This window comes from Bradyrhizobium lablabi (assembly GCF_900141755.1).
GTDB classification, from domain to species: Bacteria; Pseudomonadota; Alphaproteobacteria; order Rhizobiales; family Xanthobacteraceae; genus Bradyrhizobium; species Bradyrhizobium lablabi_A.
This window is the reverse complement of record NZ_LT670844.1, coordinates 5,209,786-5,230,208: the sequence shown is the minus strand read 5'-3', so window position 1 is coordinate 5,230,208 and position 20,423 is coordinate 5,209,786. Positions and strand designations below refer to the sequence as shown.

Genomic DNA, 20,423 nt, shown 5'->3' with positions numbered 1-20,423 from the left:
GCCATCTTCCGGTTGAATGGAACAGGAAAGCCTTCATAGGGAGGGTGTCATGGAGAATTGGACGAACGCAAAATTATGTGACGTCGCGAACCTGATCCTTGGCGCAATTCTGTTCTTTTCGCCCTGGGTGTTCGGCTTTGATGCTGGACGAGCCTCCGAGAACGCCCATGTCGCCGGTATCGTGATCGCCATACTGGCGGTCGCGGCGCTTGCGGCATTCGCTATCTGGGAGGAATGGCTGAACCTCGTCGTCGGACTATGGACGCTGGTTTCGCCCTGGCTGCTCGGCTTCGAGGGAGCCACCACGGCGATGAGGGTCCACGTCGCGATCGGCGCTGCCGTTGCCATCCTCGCGGCCATCGAAATCTGGATCATCTACCAGAACCCGCCGAGGCTCACCACTCACAGCTAAGCCGCAACATTCCCCGCTCGCCGCCCATAGCGGCGGGCGGCTTGCCATTGCCTGAAGGATGAACAGCATGACCCAGCTCACCCGTGACGATGTCGTCAAGGCGATCGGCGACATCGACGATGTCGCCATCGCCGAAATCATCGGCACCGGCGCCACGGCAGAAGAGCTGGCCGAAGCGCAAGCCTGGCTCGCCAACGACGAGCCGTTGATGAACGCCGGCAGGCCGCTGCCGAACGGACGCGTTGGCGAATTGGTCGAGATTCTCGAGGAGCTGGAGGCGGATGAGGATGGTGAGAAGGAAGCGGGGGCGGTGGTCGGCGAGGTTTGAGAGGTATCCGGACCCTGCTCGGCGAGCAACATCAGGTATCGAGAGCGCGATCTCCAAAGTAAAGTATTGAAGAAGTTACCGGGTCGACAACGCGAAGGACGGCTTAGCGCCTCTGGATCGGCGCCCGCCCCTTTATGGCTGGACAGTCACCGTCCACTTTCCATCCTTTTGCCTCTCGATCGTAACCTTGGTTGTTGCACCCTTATCGAGCGCGGCAAAAGCCTCCGTTTGAGCCTCGTCGGTCGAAAGGTCCTTCTTGGGCTGCGCCATGGTTGCTCTCCTCAGCTATAGTTGAGCGATTAGGACGTACCAGCGGGTGGCGCTGGAGGATCTATCACTGTGACGGAGCCGGCATAATTGCCACCGTTCTTTGTGATTTCAATTTTTACTATTTGTTCTTCCTGAACAATATAATCCTTGATGAACTGCTTCGCGTCTTCCTTGCTGGCAAAATTCTCGTTTGTTGTGGTCTGAGACATTTCTGAACTCCTTCTTGTCGGAGAATCTACATCGGGTCTCCGTTATCCTTCGCACACTTGATCATACTCAGCCTCGCACCGCGGTTACTTGCGCCTGATTGATAACTGAGAGCATTCGGGGCGCCGCCGGTAGAGGTGCGGAAACCGACTCTGAAGAGACAGGCGCTCATATCCGCTAATCGACGGGTGCGATTTGGGCCAGGCGCTAGGTAAGCCCGCACAAGCCTCGTCGTATCCTCATTGGGCTGGAACAGGCCGCCCTGAATTACCATGACGGCCTCTTTGTTATCGGAGGCCTGCTTCGCAGCCTCGCCGGCGTCGGCAGCGGCCTTGATCAGACCTGCCGTCAACGTACCCGCACGATAGTAATCTTCGAGGTCGTGCAACGCCGCGGATATCGGATAGGTTATAGCCGAGTATCCCACTTTCCCGATGATGCGCGCGGCGACCTCGTCACGCTTTGCCTCCATCTGCGACTGTATGATTTGAATAGTCTTCCCGACCAAGAGTTCGGAGTCGTAGAATCCCCTGCTTGCGTTGACGCCTCCGGCCAGCGCACTCAACGTACGTACCGTATTGGCCGGTGTGAAAACTGCTCCGGCAGTGGTCAATCCTTGGGTAACCAACGCCGTTGAAAATCCAAACTCCTCACGCTCCCTCGTCAGCGCGGTCTCAAATTCGGTGAATTCGGCGTCGATGATGTACATGCGACGGGAAATGTATTCATTTCTATAGAACATCCGATCGTTGTCAGTCGTTGCCGCTCTGTAGCTATCCAAAATCGCCGGCAGAACGTCGACGCGGGCATGCGTTACTTCCTCCGCAACCGTGTAAAGCCTTTCCGGTCTTCCTCGGAAGGTTTCGCAGCCGGACAGAAGCAATCCGGCTAACGCCACAGCGCTGCATGCCAGCCATCGATGACGCAACTCGCCTACGCGACGCATCGCACGCCCCCTTAACTCCTCGTTAAGGATTGTGACGGCGGCGCTTCAGGTTGTTCAAGGAAATTCTACATCCACAGCGTTAAAACGTGCAACGTGTCTCTTTTAGACAACACTCGCCCCACGTGCGACATGGCGTCGCGCGTCTAGGTTGTGGCGCGGTTTGGACCCGCGCCGCCTCTGAGGAACAACATTTCTCGGGAAACATGGGCTCGCCCTCTCCGCGTCGCGGAGAGGGCCTAAAAACTATCTCAGTTCAGCTTGCGCTTCGGCATCGGGGCCTCGAACTGCGCGATCTCGGCGGTCTGCGGCGCCTTGCCGTTGAAGGTCAGCACGTTGCCTTCGACCGAAATCACGACGCGATCGCCGTCCTTGACCTCGCCGGCGAGGATCATCTCGGCCAGCGGATCCTGCAGATTGCGCTGGATCACCCGTTTCAGGGGCCGCGCGCCATAGGCGGGGTCCCAGCCCTTGGTGGCCAGCCAGTCGCGCGCCGCGGCATCGAGCGTGAGCGTGATCTTGCGATCCTCCAGAAGCTTCTGCAGCCGGCTGAACTGGATCTCGACGATCCGGCCCATCTCGCTCCGCTGCAGGCGGTGGAACAGGATGATCTCGTCGACGCGGTTGAGGAATTCCGGGCGGAAGTGCGCGCGCACCAGACCCATCACCTGCTCGCGTACCTCCGAGGTATCCTCGCCCTCGGGCTGGTTAACGAGAAACTCCGAGCCGATATTCGACGTCATGATGATCAGCGTGTTGCGGAAATCGACGGTGCGGCCCTGACCGTCGGTCAGGCGCCCGTCGTCGAGCACCTGCAACAGCACGTTGAAGACGTCGGGATGCGCCTTTTCGATTTCGTCGAACAGCACCACCTGATAGGGCCGCCGCCGCACCGCCTCGGTGAGCGCGCCGCCCTCGTCGTAGCCGACATAGCCCGGAGGCGCGCCGATCAGCCGCGATACCGAGTGCTTCTCCATGTATTCGGACATGTCGAGGCGTACCATCGCGGTCTCGCTGTCGAACAAATATTCCGCCAACGCTTTGGTAAGCTCGGTCTTGCCGACGCCGGTGGGGCCCAGGAACATGAACGAGCCCATCGGGCGGTTCGGGTCCTGCAGGCCGGCGCGCGAACGGCGGACCGCGGTCGCGACCGCCCGCACTGCTTCGGCCTGGCCGACCACGCGCTTGGCGAGGGCTTCCTCCATCTTCAGGAGTTTTTCCTTCTCGCCCTCGAGCATCTTGTCGACGGGTATGCCGGTCCAGCGCGAAACCACCTGGGCGACGTGGTTGGCGGTAACCGCCTCCTCCATCATCGCGCCGGCGTTTTCCCTCGCCTCGATCTCGCCGAGCTGCTTCTCGAGCTCGGGAATCCGGCCGTAAGCCAGTTCGCCGGCGCGCTGATATTCGCCGCGGCGCTGCGCGTTGGCGAGCTCGATGCGCAGGGCTTCGAGCTCGGCCTTCAGCTTCTGGGCGTTCGAAAGCTTGGCCTTCTCCGAACTCCAGCGCGCGGTCAGGGCCGCCGCCCTTTCTTGGAGCTCGGCGAGTTCCTTCTCCAGCGCCTGCAGACGGGTCTTCGAGCCGGGGTCGCTTTCCTTCTTCAGCGCCTCCTGCTCGATCTTGAGCCGGATGATTTCGCGATCGAGCGAATCGAGCTCTTCCGGCTTGGAATCGATCTGCATCTTCAGACGCGCTGCGGCTTCATCCACCAGATCGATCGCCTTGTCGGGCAGGAAACGATCGGTGATGTAGCGATACGACAGCGTGGCCGCCGCAACCAGCGCGGAATCGGTGATGCGCACGCCATGGTGCTGCTCGTATTTGTCTTTCAGGCCGCGCAGGATCGAGATGGTATCCTCAACCGTCGGCTCGGAGACGAAGATCGGCTGGAAGCGGCGGGCTAGTGCTGCGTCCTTTTCGACATGCTTGCGATATTCGTCGAGCGTGGTAGCGCCGATGCAATGCAATTCGCCCCGCGCCAGCGCGGGTTTCAAGAGATTGGAGGCATCCATCGCACCGTCGGCCTTGCCGGCGCCGATCAGCGTGTGCATCTCGTCGATGAACAGGATAATGCCGCCTTCCGCCGCGGTGACTTCCTGCAGCACGGCTTTCAGCCGCTCCTCGAACTCGCCGCGATATTTCGCGCCCGCGATCAGCGAGCCGAGATCGAGCGCCAGCAGCTTCTTGTCCTGGAGGCTTTCCGGCACATCGCCATTAATGATCCGCAACGCCAGGCCTTCGACGATGGCGGTCTTGCCGACGCCGGGCTCGCCGATCAGGACGGGATTGTTCTTGGTGCGGCGGGACAGCACCTGAATGGTGCGGCGGATTTCCTCGTCGCGGCCGATAACGGGATCGAGCTTGCCGTCGCGCGCCGCCTGGGTCAGGTCGCGCGCATATTTCTTCAGTGCATCATAGGCGTTTTCGGCAGTGGCAGTGTCGGCGGTACGGCCCTTGCGCAGGGCTTCGATCGCTGCGTTGAGGTTCTGCGGCGTGACGCCGCCATTCCTCAATATCCTGCCGGCCTCGCTGTCCTTGTCGAGCGAAAGTCCGAGCAGCAACCGCTCGACCGTGACAAAGCTGTCGCCGGCCTTCGCGGCCGCCTGCTCCGCGGTATCGAACGCCCGCGCCAGTTCGGGCGCGAGATAGACCTGTCCGGCGCCACTTCCGGAAACCTTTGGCTGCTTGTTGAGCGCGTCTTCGGTCGCTTTCAGGATCGCGCGGGAGCTGCCGCCGGCGCGGTCGATCAGCCCGGCCGCTAGGCCCTCGCTGTCATCCAAGAGCACCTTCAGCAGGTGCAGCGACGTAAACTGCTGGTGGCCGTCGCGCATCGCGAGCGATTGCGCCGCCTGGATAAAACCGCGGGCCCGCTCGGTGTATTTTTCAATGTTCATCGTTAAATCCCTCGGCCTGCCGGTCCGCCCCTAAGGCACGGAAACAGCATCTTCATTGGGTTTCCGCGCAGCCACATTGACATTCCTCAACCAGCCGGCGGTCTCTTCGCCGACGCTTGCGCCGGCATGGGGCAAATGTGGGAACAGGGTCTTGGAAACGGAAGAGGCGATTTCACAAATTCGTGTGCGGTGGCGCAGGGCCGTAAAATCTCTTAAAGAACCGGATGTCCTCGATTCCCGGCGCCCAAGTCGCCAGCCTCTATCGCTATCCCGTCAAAGGGCTATCCCCGGAACCGCTGCCGCGCGTCGCGCTTCGCGCAGGCCAGACGCTGCCGGCCGACCGCCGCTACGCCATCGAAAACGGCCCCTCTGGCTTCGATCCGGCGGCGCCGACATGGAAGCCGAAATCCCATTACCTGATGCTGATGCGGAACGAACGGCTGGCGGGATTGCGGACCCAATTCGAAGACGACAGCCATCGCCTGACTATTTGCGACAATGGCAAAGTGGCCGCGAGCGGCGACCTGGAAACCGCGGAGGGCCGCGCCGCAATCGAAGCGTATTTCGCGGCGAATTTTACCCGTGAGCTGAAGGGGCCTCCAAAAATCCTTTCCGGCGGCGGCCACAGCTTTTCGGATGTCGCCAAAAAGGTCGTCTCGATCATCAATCTCGGCAGCGTCGCTGCGATCGAAGACATGCTCGGCCTGCCGGTTCATCCGCTGCGCTTTCGCGCCAACCTCTATGTCAGCGGCTGGCCGGCATGGCACGAATTCGAGCTGCTTGGCCGGACCCTCGAGATCGGTGAGGCGCGGCTGAAGGTCGTAAAACGGATCGTCCGCTGCGCGGCGGTCAATGTCGATCCGGAGAGCGCGGCGCGCGACCTCGACATCCCGCCGACCCTGATGCGCCGCCTCGGCCACGCCGATTGCGGGATCTACGCCGAGGTGATCGCCGGCGGCACGGTCAGCCTCGGCGATGCGATCGCGACGCGAGAGGCGGAACTGGTGTAAGCGCAACTACGTGCCCTCAGGCGGGCCTGCGCCCGACTCGCGCGCCACCTTGCCCCGCGGAGCCGCACCAGGATGAGTTACTTCCAAGAGTTGAGATATGCCTTCGCAGTTTTCAAGTCAGCTGTTTCAAAGCCCTCGCTGAAGCGATCGTACACCGGCTGCAGGAGGCTGCGCGACTCTGCGATCCGGCCTTGATTATACTGCAAAAGTGCAAGGCTTGTGGATGTTCGCAGCTCCCATGACAGGGCTCCCTGCCGGCGCGCCCAATCGAGCGAGCGCAAAAAGTGCTCCTCGGCCGCCGCCGCGGCCTGCGGCGCACCCTCCCGCAGGATGAGTTCGCCTTTGATGCGCAGGAGTTCGGCGACGCACCAGCGCTCCTCGTTAGAGTCCGATCGCGCCAGCGCCTCGTCGATGATCGAGAGTCCTTCGGCAGCCTTGCCGTCACGACCGAGGGCGTCCCCAATTTCGGCGAGAACTGGCGTGTAAAACAGGGTAAACGCGCCCTGAGGGACGCGGGCGAACGCGGCGCGCAGAAACTCCAACCCGGCGCCAATGTCGCCGCGCTTGATCAGCAGCATACCTCCGAAACATCGACCCCCGAGGGTCCACAGCTCAACCGCGTGCCTGGCGGAAAGGTCCATGAGCGCTTTTACGTAGCGCTCCGCCAAAGTCAGATCGCCGACGAGAAGCGCAACGGGGCAGGCGGTTTGAAGCAGGCCACTGAACAGCGAATACGGGTGATCGCTGGTGCGAGCGGCAACTAAATGGGATTCGATGCTACGCAAGGCCTGATCGGGAAATCCCTGCAGCCAGAGTATTCGGCAGTGATACGAATGCGCCAACAACTGCTGGTCGAATTGAAACCTGATGGTGTGCGACGTCCTGGCGACATAGCGACCCATCATGCGCTCGATGTGCCTCCGCGCACTTTCTAGTTCACCCAGTGCAAGCAGCGCCACGCCGGCCAGACGGTCGCCGATTAATCCATCGGCAGGATCGGTCGATTTCGTTGCATAGCTGCAAAATTTCACGGCCACCGCCAGCGCCGCCCGATAGCGGAGGCTCGTAATGTGCTCCATAAACGCGCCCCAAAGCGCTCGCAGGCGATAATCCGTATCGTCGAGGCTTTCCGCGATCTCAAAGGCACTTGCAAAGGCCGCTACCATCTCGGGGCACGAGCCCTTCGTCAGAAAGAGCGCCGCGCCAAGCGCCGCATACAATTGCATATTGCGACGCGCGTCTCGGCTCTCGGCAGGGCCGGAAAGTGCCCGCTCGACGCGACCGCGACATTCCTCGGTCAGCGACAGGTGCACCCACAGCGGTACCGCAGCCACGGTCAGCGCTACGCCGACTTCGGCGTCGCCAGCCGGCGAGAAGGCCCAATCCAAAGCAGCGCGCACCTGTCCGATCTGATGGCCGTAGCGCGCCAGCCAGGCGGGCGGGGGCAACGTCTCCAGCTCTATTTCGGCTCTGTCAAACAGGTCCCGGTAATAGTTGGCGTGGCGGCATGCCACTTGGTCGAACTCGCCGCTTTCGACGAGCTTCTCGAGCGCGTAGCCGCGTGTGGTCTCGTGCAGCCGGTGGTGCGCAATCACACCTCCGGCCTCCAAGGTGACGAGAGACTTCGTGACGAGGTTCGCCAGGGAGCAGACCGCTTCCGATACGGAGATCTCGCCTGCCGCCGCTACCGAACCCGCCGCCTCTGCCGTAAAGTCTCCCGCGAACACGGCGAGGCGTCGCATGACCAAGCGCTCGGGCTCGGGCAGCAATTCATAACTCCAGTCGAGCGTTGCGCGCAGTGTCTGGTGCCGCGGCAGAGCCGTTCGGCGGCCGCCGGTCAGCATTCCCAGGTGATCATTCAGGCTTGCGGCGACCTGCTGGAGCCCAAGCGTGGCGACGCGAGTTGCGGCAAAATCTATGGCCAACGGTATGCCATCGAGGCGCCGACAGATTGCAGCAATTGCGGCAAGGTTCTCTCCATTCGGCGGGAAATCCGAGTGCAACGCCCTCGTCGTGGCGATGAAAAGCTGCACCGCGCTGCGACCAAGTATATCGTCGGGTTCCTCATGCTGCGAGGGGACATCCAACGGGGGAACGCGGTAAACATACTCGCCCTCGATCTTCAGGATCTCCCGGCTCGTTGCGAGAATGGTGGTTCGCGAACACATGCGCACGATCGTTTCCACCAACCTGGCTGCTGCGTCGATCACGTGTTCGCAATTATCGAGAACAAGAAGAAGTCTCTGTGCTCCGATGGCCCTAGCGACGGACTCGGCGGAAATCTCATCGCCACCGAACTTTAGGCCGAGGCCCCCTGTCACGGCAGTCGGCACCAGAGCGGGATCCGACAGCGACACCAGCTCGACGAGCCGAACGTCACCCTGAAAGCTCGGAAACAACCCACGGGCCACTTCCAATGCCAGCCTGGTTTTCCCGATTCCCCCCGGCCCAGTCAGCGTGACCACCCGGTAAGCGGACAGAAGACCGCGCAGATGCTGCATGGCATTAGTTCGGCCGACCAGCTCGGATGCTGCCGCAGGCAAGTTGGTCTGAAATGGCTCGGCCGGGCTTCGCATCGGTTCGAGATCAATCGAGTCACCTGATAATGTGCACTCCTGCCGGGATGTCCACGCACCAATTAGGCGATAGCCACGACCGGACGCCGTCTTCAGCAATCCACGATCCGAACCGAGAGCCTTGCGAATCGCAGATATGTGAAACTGGAGCGTATTTTCCTCTACGATCGCGCCCGGCCATACGCGAGCCGAGAGGTCGTTCTTCGTGACAAGCTCACCTGCCGAGCGAACCAGAACTTCGATGATTTCGAACGCGCGCCCCCCGATCGGGACAGGAACTCCACGCGCTCGCAGTTCGCGCCGGGCGAGATCGACCTCCCACTCGTCCAACTCATACACCAGTCGTCCGCTGTGCGCGCGCACGCATTGCCCCTGTTCAGGATATCTCACGTTTCATCAGAATTTAACGGCGCGCAAGCCACCAGGACCGGTTCCGTCGCTGGCCCACGACCGTTGCTGCGCTGAGGCCCCTCACCGCTTTTCGGGCAAGGCTTCTCAATTTCTCAGGAATATTCAGGACTGCTTCAAGGAATAGCTGCGCGCCGCCAGGATAAAACATCGTCCAAAACAGCTGGAGCCGCGAATGAACAATCCTGCGCCGAAACCCTCGCATCTCAACCGCCGAGAGGCTCTTCAGGCCGTCGCACTCACGACCGCTGCCGCTGCCAGCAGCCTGACCGGCGCAGCCAGCGCAGCGACGCCAACCATCAATGAGTCTGACCGCAATGCAGGCGGCTTCTGGCCAAACGGCGCACGGCTGGCGGTGAGTTTCTCGCTCATGTTCGAAGGCGGTGGCCAGCCGATCTCGGGCGCAGGCGGTGTGATCCCGGACGCAATCGAAAAAGGTGTACCGGATCTGCCGACCAACGCCTTCTTCGCTTACGGCCATTATGAGGGCATCCCTCGTGTGCTCGACCTCATGGACAAGCACGGGATCAAACTCAGCTCGTTCATGATCGGCAAAGCTGTCGAAACCTCCCCGGATATCGCTCGGGACATCGTACGGCGAGGTCATGAGGCAGCCGCTCACGGCCGGGTATGGGACAATTCCTATCAGCTTACGCGCGCCGAGGAAAAGCGCTTCGTCGCCGATAGCGTCGAGACGATCCACAAGATCACCGGCCAGAAGCCGATCGGCTGGAACGCTTACTGGATGCGCAACTCCATCGCCATCCTGGAGACGCTGCAGGATCTCGGCTTTCTCTACCACATCGATGAACCAAGCCACGACGAGCCGTTTATCGTGCCGGTGCGCGGACGGGACTTTGTGACGGTACCTTATACCTTCCACATGAACGACATCGTCTCCTTCCCCTTCGTCGGCTGGAACGCGGCCGCCTACGAGCAAGCGCTGCGCGACGAGTTCGATCAGCTTTACGAGGAGGGTGCACATCGGCGGCGCATGATGGTGGTCAGTCTGCACGATCGCATCTCCGGCCACGCAGGCAGGGTAAGAGCCCTCGATCGCTTTCTCACCTACGCGAAGGGAAAGCAGGACGTCTGGTTCGCCCGGAAGGACGAAATCGCCCGCTACGTGCTGGCAAACCGTGCCGGCACGCCGGTTGTCGATCGGGGTCCGCCGAGCGTAACGGGCCTGCCCGGACCGACAGGCTGAAGGAGATTTCCCGATGTCAGATAAGCCGAAGCATGCCCGCACGAAGCACAACCGCATATCCTTGCAGCTTGCACACGGCATCTTGCTTGTCGCCGCGTTGACGTTTTCGCTGTCCGCGCCCGCCCTTGCCGCTGACGGCGTCAAGATCGATGACCTCGTCGTCGCCTTGTCGATCCCCGACGCGCAACGCGAGGCGACGCTGAAGGCCGTCCGCGCATTCTACGATTTCTGGAACACCGGCGACGAGGCCCTGCTGAAGGAAGCCATCGCGCCCAACTTCACCGACCACACACTCCCGCCGGGCCGGCCGCAAGGACCTGAAGGACCGGCGTTCGCTTCGCGCCGGTTCCGCGCCGCCGTGCCCGACCTCAAGGTCGCCGTGGCGAAGATGATCGTCGCCGGCAACTATATCACGGTGCATATGAACTTCACCGGCCATTTCACCGGCAGGTTCGGGCAGACACAGGGCAAAGGTCAGCCGGTCCCCTTCATCGCCACTGACCTCGTCAAGATCGAGAACGGCCGCATCACCGACAATTGGCACATCGAGGACAATCTGACGCTGCTGCAGGAAATGGGCGTCGCCAAGGTCGACTAGTGAGCGGAAAACAGGAGATCGCAGGATGTCGTTAGCGCGAAAGGACGAAATCGTGAGCTCTCTCCAATCGAAGTACAGCAGCGGAACAGGTGCAATGCGTATCGATAACTCTGCGCGTTGGCTGAGCCGTGTGACTTTGGTCGTCGCGATCATCATGATCGGATGGGGCCTGAGTGTCATCCTCACCCAACCTGTCACCGCGTGGTTTGCCACATCGAGCACAGTTTGGATGGCGTTATTGTTGATTTCCGCTATTTGGCAGCTGCGGGGTTCTTTCATCTCTATTGCGGCGTTGGCGCTGGCGACCGCAGTGGTTTCGCGCTTGTTCAGCATCCTGCGCTTGAACCCTCCGGCCAGTATCGCCGGTTTGAAACCCGATGATCTCGACCTGCTGGTCGCGACGGGTCCGGGCGTGCCGGGCTTTGAGATTCTGGGTTGGTTCCTAGGTGCTCTTGTGTTCGTCCAATTTATGCTGCGGGCCGCATCTGTCGCGACATCGTCGGATTCGCGGGAAGTATCGCTCAACGAGTCGGCTCTGACCTTCATCAGAGTCTATGTCGGCTTGATGTTCGTGCCGCATTTCGGGAGTCACATCCTCGGCGGCCCCTTTCAATTCAAGATCTACACGCTCTACTTCGAGACCCTGGGGATTCATATGCCCGCCGCACAGGTTGCTCTCGCCGGGGCGATCGAGCTCATTTCTGCCGTCGGACTCACATTGGGACTCTTCACGCGCCCGGTTGCCTTGCTCGGATCGGTGTATTTGCTGATGTCCATGTTGTTGGGCGGACATTTTCAGATCGGCTATGTGTGGGCGCTGCCGGAGGGAGGCTACGAATTCGGGGTGTTTTGGGCCGCAATGATCGCGGTGTTCGCGGTGCTGGGCGGCGGCCGGTATTCGGCGGACAGCGAACTATGGCGGAGCGAGCCGGCCAGACGCCTCTTGCCTAAGATCGTGCGGGAAGTGCTGGCGAGCTAGCCAATTGCGCAACCCGCTCACCAGCGGAATGATGAGCAAGCGCCGTCCTCCATAGCAATGGTTGGGCAGGAGGATTCTCAGATGGAAGGCACCGGCAACGAGGATCGCACATCAAGTACGGTGCCGGCTCGCATGGGCGTTGGTTCATGGATCATCTTGATCGTGCTCCTGTTGCTATTGGTCGCCACCGGCGTTGTCATCTATTTCGGCTGGACACTGGCAAGCGGCACTGACGTGCCAACCTCAGGTTACGCCGCGATGGCGTTCGGGGTGATTATTTCGCTGGCTGTCGGGTTCGGTCTCATGGCGCTGGTCTTTTACAGTAGCCGAAAAGGATATGACGAACCGCCTGCGTTGATCGTCACTGAAAATGACTCGACGGAATCAAAGGACGTTCCTGGGACCGAGTAACATCGGCAAAGCGATCCCATGAATGATCGGGACCAAGCGCTGTGCGTGGCCGAACCAACGTCCCGCGATAAATCCAATCTAACTGCAGAAGGAGCCGAACTGAAACGACAACCATTCGACAAGACAAACAGCCGCGTTCGGACGTGACGAGTGCAACAAAAAACCCCTCTCCCGCAAGGGGAGAGGGTAACAGCGGTCAGCTCGTCGGCATCACATAGGCATAGATCCGGCCGCGCGAGATCGGCGCTTCCCTGACCCGGTTGCCGTTATTGCCCGACACCACGATCGGATTGCCCTGGGCGTCGATGCCGCTGACCACGCCGACATGGCCGCCGCGGCGCCGGCCCATCACGGCGATGGCGCCGATCTGCGGTCCGGACACCCGCTGGCCGTAATTGGCGAACGACCGCGCCAGGTCGGAGCCGGTGCCGCGATATCCCGTATGCTGCAGCACCATGTTCATGAAGCGCGCGCACCACAGGCTGCCGCGCCCGGTCGGATTGCCGCCGATGTAACGCCGCGCCTCAGCGACGACGTTCGACGAACCGAAGCCGCTGGACATGGCCATGTCGCCGGACGCCGCGCCCGACGGCAGGCTCGCATTGGTATCACCAAAGCCGCGCGCCTGCATTTGCGCCACGCCGCGCTCCCAGCGCGACGCGCGCGCCACGTGCCGGTAATAGCGATGAGCGTAATGTCGTCTGGCGTGATGGGCGGCGTGACGGCCTGCGCCATGGTGGGACCTTGCCGAAGCCGGAGAGGCCGAGGCGGCGAACGCCGCCGAACACAACGCCAGCGCAACAAGCGACCGGCGGAACGCAACCAACTGAAGCATACTCATTCCTTCTGTAGCACACCCCCCGTTTTCCCATCGACCGCGAGCGACCTCATTCGAAATCACCGCGACAGCCGACATCCGGGCGTTCGTATGCGAGTTGTGATGTGGCGAGAGCAAGACGCGATGCGGCAGTGCAGAAACGGTTCCGGGGTCATTCCGCGATCATTTCATGACGAAAAACGATCGATTTTGCCTCATTGCAGCCGCGAGCATTAACTGCGATTTTCAGGGCCGCTTGAGAACCGCGTCAAAACAAGAAACGTCAGAAGGAACAGCAAATGCCCTATGCCGTCGCAGCCGATAAGGTCCGCCTCTATTTCGAGGAGGCGGGCCAGGGAACGCCGATCATCTTCCTGCACGAATTCGCCGCCGACCACACCAATTGGGAGCCGCAGATGCGTTACTTCTCGCGCGGCCACCGTTGCATCGCCTATTCCGCGCGCGGCTACACGCCCTCGGACGTACCGGCTTCCGCCGAGGTCTACACCTACAAGCACTTTTATACCGATGCGCTGGCCGTTCTCGATCATCTGAAGATCCAAAAAGCGCATTTCGTCGGCCTGTCGATGGGGTCTTATTCGTCGCTGCAGATCGGCCTGAACGCGCCGGAGCGCGCGCTGTCGCTGACGCTGGCCGCCGTCGGTTCAGGCTCGAGCCTCGAAAACCTCGACGCCTTCCGTAGGCAATGCCGGGCCAATGCCGAAGAGTTCGATCGCATCGGCGCCGCGGAAGTGGCAAAGGCGACGCGCGAGGCGCCAAGCCGGATTCCATTTTTATTGAAGGACCCGCGCGGGCACGCGGATTTCTACAATGCTCTGGCGCGGCACGATTCAAACGGCTCGGCCAACACCATGCGCAGTTTTCAGGGCGGCCGGCCCTCGATCTACACCCTGACCGAGGCGATCCGGAAAGTGCCGACGCCGACCTTGATCATCTGCGGCGATGAGGACGACAATTGCGTCGAGCCGAGCATGTTCCTGAAGAAGCACCTGCCGGCGTCAGGGCTAGCGTTCTTTCCGAAGTCGGGTCACGTGCTCAATCTGGAAGAGCCTGCATTGTTCAACGAAATGGTCGAGCATTTTGTCACGCTCGCCGAAGCGGGCCGCTGGCCGGTGCGTGATCCGAGATCGATGATGGTTCAGACCTGACCGTCACCACGAGGACGGTGCGCGCCCTCTCCCGCTCTTCGCGGGGGAGGGTTGGGGTGGGGGTGGTGCCGCATAACAGATGCTGGCGTTCGCGGAGGGATTTCCCCCACCCGCCGCGCTCTTCGAGCGCGTCGACCTCCCCCGCAAGCGGGAGAGGTGCACCGCGTCCGCGGCTCGCTCTGCGAAGACTCTACTTCGCCTTCCCCGCCCGGCTCAGCAAAAACACGCCCTGCTCGCCGAACATATTCCAGAACCACCAAGGCAGGTTCACCCGCAGCGGGCGGCCATAGAGATCGAGCGCGACCGCGCGCTCCATCTTGACGTTGATCTCGTCGCAGAGCTGGACGAAATCCTTGATCGTGCAGAAATGGATGTTCGGCGTGTCGTACCAGGTGGCGGGGAGATTTTCGGTGCGCGGCATGTGGCCGCCGACCAGTAATTGCAGCCGCATCCGCCAGAAGCCGAAATTTGGGAACGACACGATGGCGCGCCGTCCGATCCGCAACAGATTCTCCAGCACCACGCGCGGCTGCCGCGTCGCCTGCAGGGTCTGCGACAGGATCACATAATCGAAGGCATCGTCGGGATAGTTGATCAGGTCGGTATCGGCGTCGCCCTGCACCACCGCGAGACCCTTGGCGACGCAGCGGTTGACGCCCTCGCGCGACAATTCGATGCCGCGCCCGTCGATGCCGCGGCTTTCCAGGAGCTGCAGCAGATCGCCGTCGCCGCAGCCGACGTCGAGCACCTTCGAGCCGCGCTCGACCATCTCCGCGACCAAGAGATGATCGCCGCGATAATGGCCGTTGTCCCGCGCCACGATGCCGGTGAGCGGCAAGACCTGTTGCTGCGTGGTCATGTCAGCCGCCTGTCTTGGTCAGGCCGCGCGCGGTGCCCGCGGATTGCAGGAACGCACGCGAAATGTCGAAAAATTCGGGCACGTCGAGCAGGAAGGCATCATGGCCGCGGTCGGTCTCGATCTCGGCGAACGACACCCGTGCGCTTGAGGCATTGAGCGCGTGCACCAGCGCCCGCGATTCCGAAGTCGGAAACAGCCAGTCGCTGGTGAACGACACCACGCAGAACCGTGTCTTGATGCCGCGAAACGCCTGCGCCAGCACGCCATTATGATCGGCGGCGATGTCGAAATAATCCATTGCCCGGGTCAGATAGAGATAGCTGTTGGCATCGAAGCGCTCGACGAACGACGACCCCTGATGACGCAGATAGCTCTCGACCTGGAAATCCGCGTCGAAAGAGAATGTCGGCAGCTCGCGGTCTTGCATCCGCCGGCCGAACTTGCGGTGCAAGGCGGCATCCGAGAGATAGGTGATATGGGCGGCCATCCGGGCAACGCCGAGGCCGCGATGCGGATGGGTACCCTTTTCGGCGTAGCGGCCATTGTGCCAGTCCGGATCGGCCATCACCGCCTGCCGGCCGAGCTCATGAAACGCGATGTTCTGGGCCGAGTGCCGCGTGCTGCAGGCGATCGCCAATGTCGAGAACACGCGATTGGGATAGGCCGCGGTCCATTGCAGCGCCTGCATGCCGCCCATCGAGCCGCCGACCACACAGAACAGCGTGTCGATGCCCAACCGATCCAGCAGCATCGCCTGTGCGCGCACCATGTCGGGGATGGTGATGATCGGGAAATCCAGCCCCCACAATTTGCCGGTCGCGGGATTGGTCGAGGCCGGTCCGGTCGAACCCATGCAGGCGCCGATCACGTTGGCGCAAATGATAAAATAGCTGTCGGTGTCGAGCGGACGGCCGGGACCGACCATGGTTTCCCACCAGCCCGGCTTGCCGGTCACCGGATGGATGTTGGCGACATGCTGATCGCCGGTCAGCGCATGACACACCAGAATGGCGTTTGAACGCTCCGTGTTGAGTTCGCCATAGGTCTGGTAGGCGATCTGGAACGGCGCGAGATCGATGCCGCAATCGAGCGGCAATGGCTGGTCCTTGCCGAACAGCGCGAGCTGCGAACTCGGGTGATCCGCCTCCTGTGACCGCTCGTCGGCATGGATCGCCGGACTTGGTACCGACTGAACTTTTACCATCTTGACTACCGACCTCCTTGAGGCGGTTTTTCGAAAAGCCACCCCGGAAATCAGGCCATAAAAAACCCGGCCTGAACAAAAGTTCGACCGGGATCACAAGTGTCCCCGGCCTGTTTAGCGAGTTGTTTAACGTGGCTGCAAGCCGGCCGGCTCAAATGACCACGGAATGGGTTAAATACTAGTCACCTGACTGCCTCTCGTCAAGGCAAGCCTCTGGCTGACGCGGGGCTCCAATCGCCCCCATGGCCCAAAACTCGCAACGTTTTCTTTGCATTTAGCGATCGGCTTACCTAATCAATGCTCGTTGCCTGCCGGTTGGCGGCGCTTGCTTTAAGGTCTGAAGATGCCTCCATCGCCCCCCGCCCCGCCCTCGCTCGAGGTGCTGCGCAAAGAGATCGACACGATCGATGCGCAGGTCCACAGCCTGTTGATGCAGCGCGGCGACATCATCGACCGGCTGATCCAGGTGAAGCAGACCCAGGAGGTCGGCTCAGCCTTCCGTCCGGCGCGCGAGGCCGACATGATGCGGCGCCTGGTCGAGCGCCACCGCGGCATCCTGCCGCTCGACACCGTCGAGAGCATCTGGCGCGTCATCATCTCGACGTTCACCTATGTCCAGGCGCCGTTCTCGGTGCATGCCGATATTTCGGCGAGCGAGCCCGCGATGCGGGATTCGGCGCGGTTTCATTTCGGCTTCACCGTGCCCTATGTCGCGCATTTCAGCGCCTCGGCGGCCGTCGAGGCGGTGGCGAGATCGAAGGGCGATCTGGCGCTGGTCTCGGCCACCTCCAGCCACACCCCGTGGTGGATCGCGCTTGAAACGAGCGGCGCGCCGAAAGTCACCGCGCGGCTGCCGTTCGTCGAGCGCGCCGATCATCCGGCGGCGCTGCCGGTGTTCGTGGTGTCGCGGGTCGCCGACAGCGCCATGGTGACCGAGGTCGAGATGTGGAGCGTGCGGGTCTCGGGGTGGAATGCCGAGGTTGCCCGCGCGCTGTCGCCGCTGGCCGAAATCGTCGCGGTGCCGGATACCGCCTTCGATGGCGCGGCGCTCTTGGTGTCGGTTGCCCCAGGCAGCCTGGAAAAGATCAAGTCGGCGCTGATCGAGGCCGGCGCGTCGGTGCGTTCATCGGCCCTCGTCGGCAGCCATGCAACGCGCTATACGGTGCCCCCGAACGGGGCTGCCAGATCGTAAAAGCCGCCCTGAATACCCCGGAGCTGAAGATGTCCCGTCCCGTGCCGAACCCCGGCATTCTCGATATTGCGCCCTACACGCCCGGCAAGAGCCCGGTGCCGGAGCCGGGCCGCAAGGTGTTCAAGCTGTCGGCCAACGAGACCCCGTTCGGGCCTTCGCCGAAGGCGATTGCCGTCTACAAGGAAGCGGCTTCGCATCTGGAGGACTATCCGGAAGGCACCTCGCGGGTGCTGCGCGAGGCGATCGGCCGCGCCTTCGGCCTCGATCCCGATCGCATCATCTGCGGCGCCGGCTCGGACGAAATCCTCAACCTGCTGGCGCATGTCTATCTCGGCCATGGCGACGAGGCGATCTCCACCACCCACGGTTTTCTGGTGTATCCGATCGCCACCAAGGCGAACGGCGCCGCCAATGTGGTCGCGCCCGAGACCAACTTTACCGCCGATGTCGATGCCATCCTGGAACGGGTCACGCCGCGCACAAAACTCGTGTGGCTTGCCAATCCGAATAACCCGACCGGCACCTATCTGCCGTTCGACGAGGTCAAGCGGTTGCGCGCAGGACTGCCGCCGCATGTGCTGCTGGTGCTCGACGCCGCCTATTCCGATTACGTGTCGCGCAACGACTACGAGCTCGGCATTGAGCTCGTGGCCACCACCGACAACACGGTGATGACCCACACGTTCTCAAAAATCCACGGGCTGGCGGCTCTGCGGATCGGCTGGATGTTCGGCCCGGCCCATATCGTCGATGCGGTGAACCGAATCCGCGGCCCCTTCAACGTCTCGACGCCGGCGATGCTGGCGGCGGTGGCAGCGATCGAGGACACCGCGCATCAGCAGATGTCGAAGGCGCACACCGAGAAATGGCGCAACTGGCTGACCGAAGAAGTGACAAAACTGGGCCTCAAGGTGACGCCCAGCGTGGCGAATTTTGTCCTCATCCATTTCCCGCTCGACAACGGCAGGACTTCGGCTGAGGCCGACGCGTTCCTGACCAAGCGGGGCCTCGTGCTGCGCGCACTGAACAATTACGGATTGCCGCACGCGCTGCGCATGACCATCGGCACCGAGGAAGCCAATCGGCTGGTGCTCGAGGGCTTGCGTGACTTCATGGCGCACCGATGAACGCGGCGCCAGCGTTCAAGAAGATCGCGCTGATCGGCTTCGGCCTGATCGGCGGCTCGATCGCGCGCGCCGCGCGTCAACAGGGATTGGCGGACGCGATCGTCACCACCGCGCGCTCGGCAAAGAGCCGCGCGCGGGTCAAGGAGCTCGGCATCGTCGACGACGTGCTGGAGACCAATGCGGAGGCCGTCAAAGACGCCGATCTCGTGATCCTGTGCATCCCGGTCGGCGCCTGCGGCGCGGTCGCGCAGGAAATCGCCGATCACCTCAAGCCGGGCGCGATCGTCTCCGACGTCGGTTCGGTCAAGGGCGCGGTGGTGCGCGACATGGCGCCGCATCTGCCGGCCAGCGCGCATTTCGTGCCGGCGCATCCCGTCGCCGGCACCGAAAACTCCGGACCCGATTCAGGTTTCGCCGAACTCTTTATCGATCGCTGGTGCATTTTGACTCCACCTGACGGCACCGATCCGGATGCGGTCGAGAGACTGCGCGCGTTCTGGGCCGGGCTTGGCGCCAGGGTCGAGATCATGACGCCCGACCATCATGATCTCGTGCTCGCGATCACCAGCCATCTGCCGCATTTGATCGCCTATACAATCGTAGGCACGGCGGATGAGCTTGAAGGTGTCACGCAATCCGAGGTGCTGAAGTTTTCCGCCGGCGGCTTTCGCGATTTTACCCGCATCGCGGCTTCCGACCCGATCATGTGGCGCGACGTATTCCTCACCAACAAGGAGGCGGTGCTGGAAATGCTCGGCACCTTCAACGAGGACCTCTCGAAGCTGACGCGGGCGATCCGCCGCGGCGACGGCGAGGCGCTGTTCGAGCATTTCACCCGCACCCGCGCGATCCGCCGCGGCATCGTCGAAATCGGCCAGGATTCGGCCGCCCCCGATTTCGGCCGTCCGCACGCGCAATTGGGGAAGAAGGCGGAATAGCGTTCGCGCGTCATCTCCCTGCCGTCATTTGCGAGGAGCGTAAGCGACGAAGGATTCAATTTTCAAACAGCCCGCCATCGCGAACGGCTCCTCCCCTCCCTCCGCGAAGCGGTGGGGAGGGGTCGGGGGTGGGGGGTGCCTCAGCAAACTCGCTGCCAGAGGAGCAAGCTGATAGACCCCCCACCCCCGACCCCTCCCCACCACGCGCAAGGGCGCGTGGAGGGAGGGGAGATCACCGTGCATGACCTCGCGATCTCGCGGCGAGATTCGCCCGAGGTTTGCCGGAAAATCCTTACCCTCCAATCAGAGGGCGCAGGGAACACCGGGTGCACGCTGCACCCGCGGTCTCGTGTGCAACAGTGCACAAAACAAACGCACACGAGCATACAGGTTCAGCGGAGGCAATCCGGCATTCCCTGCGCAATGGTTTTAACGGCTTATTTCGCGCTCTCCCCGGCGACCGGGCTTTCTTGCCACCGTCGCCCACGCTCCTTAGCGCGAACTTGACACCAGCGTCGGGGTGTCAGGACCACACGACTTTGCCGTCCGCAAGCCAGCGCTCTCGTCTTTAGCACCGCCCGCGTCCACCGCATCCCGCCCCGCGTCCGTGACGTTGCGCAACGCCCCTCTGAGTGGGACAGGACGGAAAATCATATAGCCTGATTTGCATTTCGGAAAAACAGAAATATTTTTGCAAAGGGGGCTGGACAAGCCAGTCACCAACCAGATCAACTGATTTGCCCGTCAGGCAACCGATCGCAGGATGGGTGAGCTTTCCGCAAGACCCGTCGTGACCGTCTAGAACATGATGATATCGCTTCCGCCTTCCTCCTTCGCTCTGCGAGCTTCGGCGGACGCGGTCGCTCTGCGAGCTTCG

General features: G+C 62.0%; 19 protein-coding genes and 1 riboswitch. Of the genes, 11 read left to right on the top strand and 8 right to left on the bottom strand.

Annotated elements, in window-relative coordinates:
- Positions 1 to 49: 49 nt before the first annotated feature.
- Positions 50 to 412 (top strand): SPW repeat protein, encoded by a 363-nt coding sequence (locus B5526_RS24405; RefSeq protein WP_079542414.1) that lies wholly within the window; start codon positions 50 to 52, stop codon positions 410 to 412.
- 67 nt (positions 413 to 479) lie between these two features.
- Complete coding sequence (locus B5526_RS24400; RefSeq protein ID WP_079545298.1) at positions 480 to 740, top strand: hypothetical protein; 261 nt, start codon at positions 480 to 482, stop codon at positions 738 to 740.
- 132 nt (positions 741 to 872) lie between these two features.
- Here the strand turns inward: B5526_RS24400 and B5526_RS37875 are convergent, their stop codons facing one another.
- The 4 genes from B5526_RS37875 to clpB all read right to left on the bottom strand — a co-directional run bounded on the left by B5526_RS37875 (position 873) and on the right by clpB (position 5,051).
- On the bottom strand, positions 873 to 1,010 hold the full coding sequence (locus tag B5526_RS37875) for a hypothetical protein (protein WP_154071429.1): 138 nt from the start codon (positions 1,008 to 1,010) through the stop codon (positions 873 to 875).
- A gap of 29 nt (positions 1,011 to 1,039) precedes the next feature.
- Entirely contained in the window at positions 1,040 to 1,219 is a 180-nt protein-coding gene (locus B5526_RS24395; protein WP_079542413.1) for a hypothetical protein, read from the bottom strand.
- 26 nt (positions 1,220 to 1,245) lie between these two features.
- Positions 1,246 to 2,163: a hypothetical protein gene (locus B5526_RS24390; protein ID WP_154071428.1), complete on the bottom strand. Its 918-nt coding sequence runs from the start codon at positions 2,161 to 2,163 to the stop codon at positions 1,246 to 1,248.
- A 248-nt stretch (positions 2,164 to 2,411) separates the two neighbouring features.
- Positions 2,412 to 5,051 (bottom strand): ATP-dependent chaperone ClpB, encoded by a 2,640-nt coding sequence (gene clpB / locus B5526_RS24385; protein ID WP_079542411.1) that lies wholly within the window; start codon positions 5,049 to 5,051, stop codon positions 2,412 to 2,414.
- A 224-nt stretch (positions 5,052 to 5,275) separates the two neighbouring features.
- Here clpB and B5526_RS24380 point away from each other — a divergent pair, with 224 nt between their 5' ends.
- Entirely contained in the window at positions 5,276 to 6,061 is a 786-nt protein-coding gene (locus tag B5526_RS24380) for an MOSC domain-containing protein (RefSeq protein ID WP_079542410.1), read from the top strand.
- A gap of 77 nt (positions 6,062 to 6,138) precedes the next feature.
- On the opposite strand, the gene B5526_RS24375 is transcribed toward B5526_RS24380, so the two are convergent.
- Positions 6,139 to 9,000, bottom strand: coding sequence for an ATP-binding protein (locus tag B5526_RS24375; protein WP_079542409.1), 2,862 nt, complete (start codon positions 8,998 to 9,000; stop codon positions 6,139 to 6,141).
- 220 nt (positions 9,001 to 9,220) lie between these two features.
- Between B5526_RS24375 and B5526_RS24370 the strand changes: the two genes are divergently transcribed.
- The 4 genes from B5526_RS24370 to B5526_RS24355 all read left to right on the top strand — a co-directional run bounded on the left by B5526_RS24370 (position 9,221) and on the right by B5526_RS24355 (position 12,240).
- Positions 9,221 to 10,252, top strand: coding sequence for a polysaccharide deacetylase family protein (locus B5526_RS24370; protein ID WP_079542408.1), 1,032 nt, complete (start codon positions 9,221 to 9,223; stop codon positions 10,250 to 10,252).
- Positions 10,253 to 10,265: 13 nt separating this feature from the next.
- Positions 10,266 to 10,850 (top strand): ester cyclase, encoded by a 585-nt coding sequence (locus B5526_RS24365; RefSeq protein ID WP_079542407.1) that lies wholly within the window; start codon positions 10,266 to 10,268, stop codon positions 10,848 to 10,850.
- A gap of 94 nt (positions 10,851 to 10,944) precedes the next feature.
- Positions 10,945 to 11,829 (top strand): DoxX family protein, encoded by an 885-nt coding sequence (locus B5526_RS24360; RefSeq protein WP_172842096.1) that lies wholly within the window; start codon positions 10,945 to 10,947, stop codon positions 11,827 to 11,829.
- A gap of 81 nt (positions 11,830 to 11,910) precedes the next feature.
- Positions 11,911 to 12,240 carry a hypothetical protein gene (locus tag B5526_RS24355; protein ID WP_244562049.1) on the top strand — a complete coding sequence of 110 codons (330 nt, stop codon included), beginning with the start codon at positions 11,911 to 11,913 and terminating at the stop codon, positions 12,238 to 12,240.
- A gap of 196 nt (positions 12,241 to 12,436) precedes the next feature.
- On the opposite strand, the gene B5526_RS24350 is transcribed toward B5526_RS24355, so the two are convergent.
- Positions 12,437 to 13,075 carry a TIGR02594 family protein gene (locus B5526_RS24350; protein ID WP_079542405.1) on the bottom strand — a complete coding sequence of 213 codons (639 nt, stop codon included), beginning with the start codon at positions 13,073 to 13,075 and terminating at the stop codon, positions 12,437 to 12,439.
- Positions 13,076 to 13,356: 281 nt separating this feature from the next.
- Here B5526_RS24350 and B5526_RS24345 point away from each other — a divergent pair, with 281 nt between their 5' ends.
- Entirely contained in the window at positions 13,357 to 14,226 is an 870-nt protein-coding gene (locus B5526_RS24345) for an alpha/beta fold hydrolase (protein WP_079542404.1), read from the top strand.
- 190 nt (positions 14,227 to 14,416) lie between these two features.
- On the opposite strand, the gene metW is transcribed toward B5526_RS24345, so the two are convergent.
- Both metW and metX read right to left on the bottom strand, forming a co-directional pair.
- Positions 14,417 to 15,085, bottom strand: a complete 669-nt coding sequence (gene metW, locus B5526_RS24340; RefSeq protein ID WP_079542403.1) for a methionine biosynthesis protein MetW — start codon at positions 15,083 to 15,085, stop codon at positions 14,417 to 14,419.
- Position 15,086: 1 nt separating this feature from the next.
- Positions 15,087 to 16,289 (bottom strand): homoserine O-acetyltransferase MetX, encoded by a 1,203-nt coding sequence (metX, locus tag B5526_RS24335; RefSeq protein WP_079542402.1) that lies wholly within the window; start codon positions 16,287 to 16,289, stop codon positions 15,087 to 15,089.
- Between the two features lie 93 nt (positions 16,290 to 16,382).
- Positions 16,383 to 16,462, bottom strand: a riboswitch (SAM riboswitch).
- Positions 16,463 to 16,632: 170 nt separating this feature from the next.
- Between metX and B5526_RS24330 the strand changes: the two genes are divergently transcribed.
- The 3 genes from B5526_RS24330 to B5526_RS24320 are packed head-to-tail and all read left to right on the top strand — an operon-like array spanning position 16,633 to position 19,546.
- Complete coding sequence (locus B5526_RS24330; protein WP_079542401.1) at positions 16,633 to 17,481, top strand: chorismate mutase; 849 nt, start codon at positions 16,633 to 16,635, stop codon at positions 17,479 to 17,481.
- A gap of 29 nt (positions 17,482 to 17,510) precedes the next feature.
- Positions 17,511 to 18,608, top strand: a complete 1,098-nt coding sequence (locus B5526_RS24325) for a pyridoxal phosphate-dependent aminotransferase (protein ID WP_079542400.1) — start codon at positions 17,511 to 17,513, stop codon at positions 18,606 to 18,608.
- Complete coding sequence (locus tag B5526_RS24320) at positions 18,605 to 19,546, top strand: prephenate/arogenate dehydrogenase family protein (protein ID WP_079542399.1); 942 nt, start codon at positions 18,605 to 18,607, stop codon at positions 19,544 to 19,546. The genes B5526_RS24325 and B5526_RS24320 overlap by 4 nt, the downstream gene beginning before the upstream one ends.
- The last annotated feature ends 877 nt before the right edge of the window (positions 19,547 to 20,423 follow it).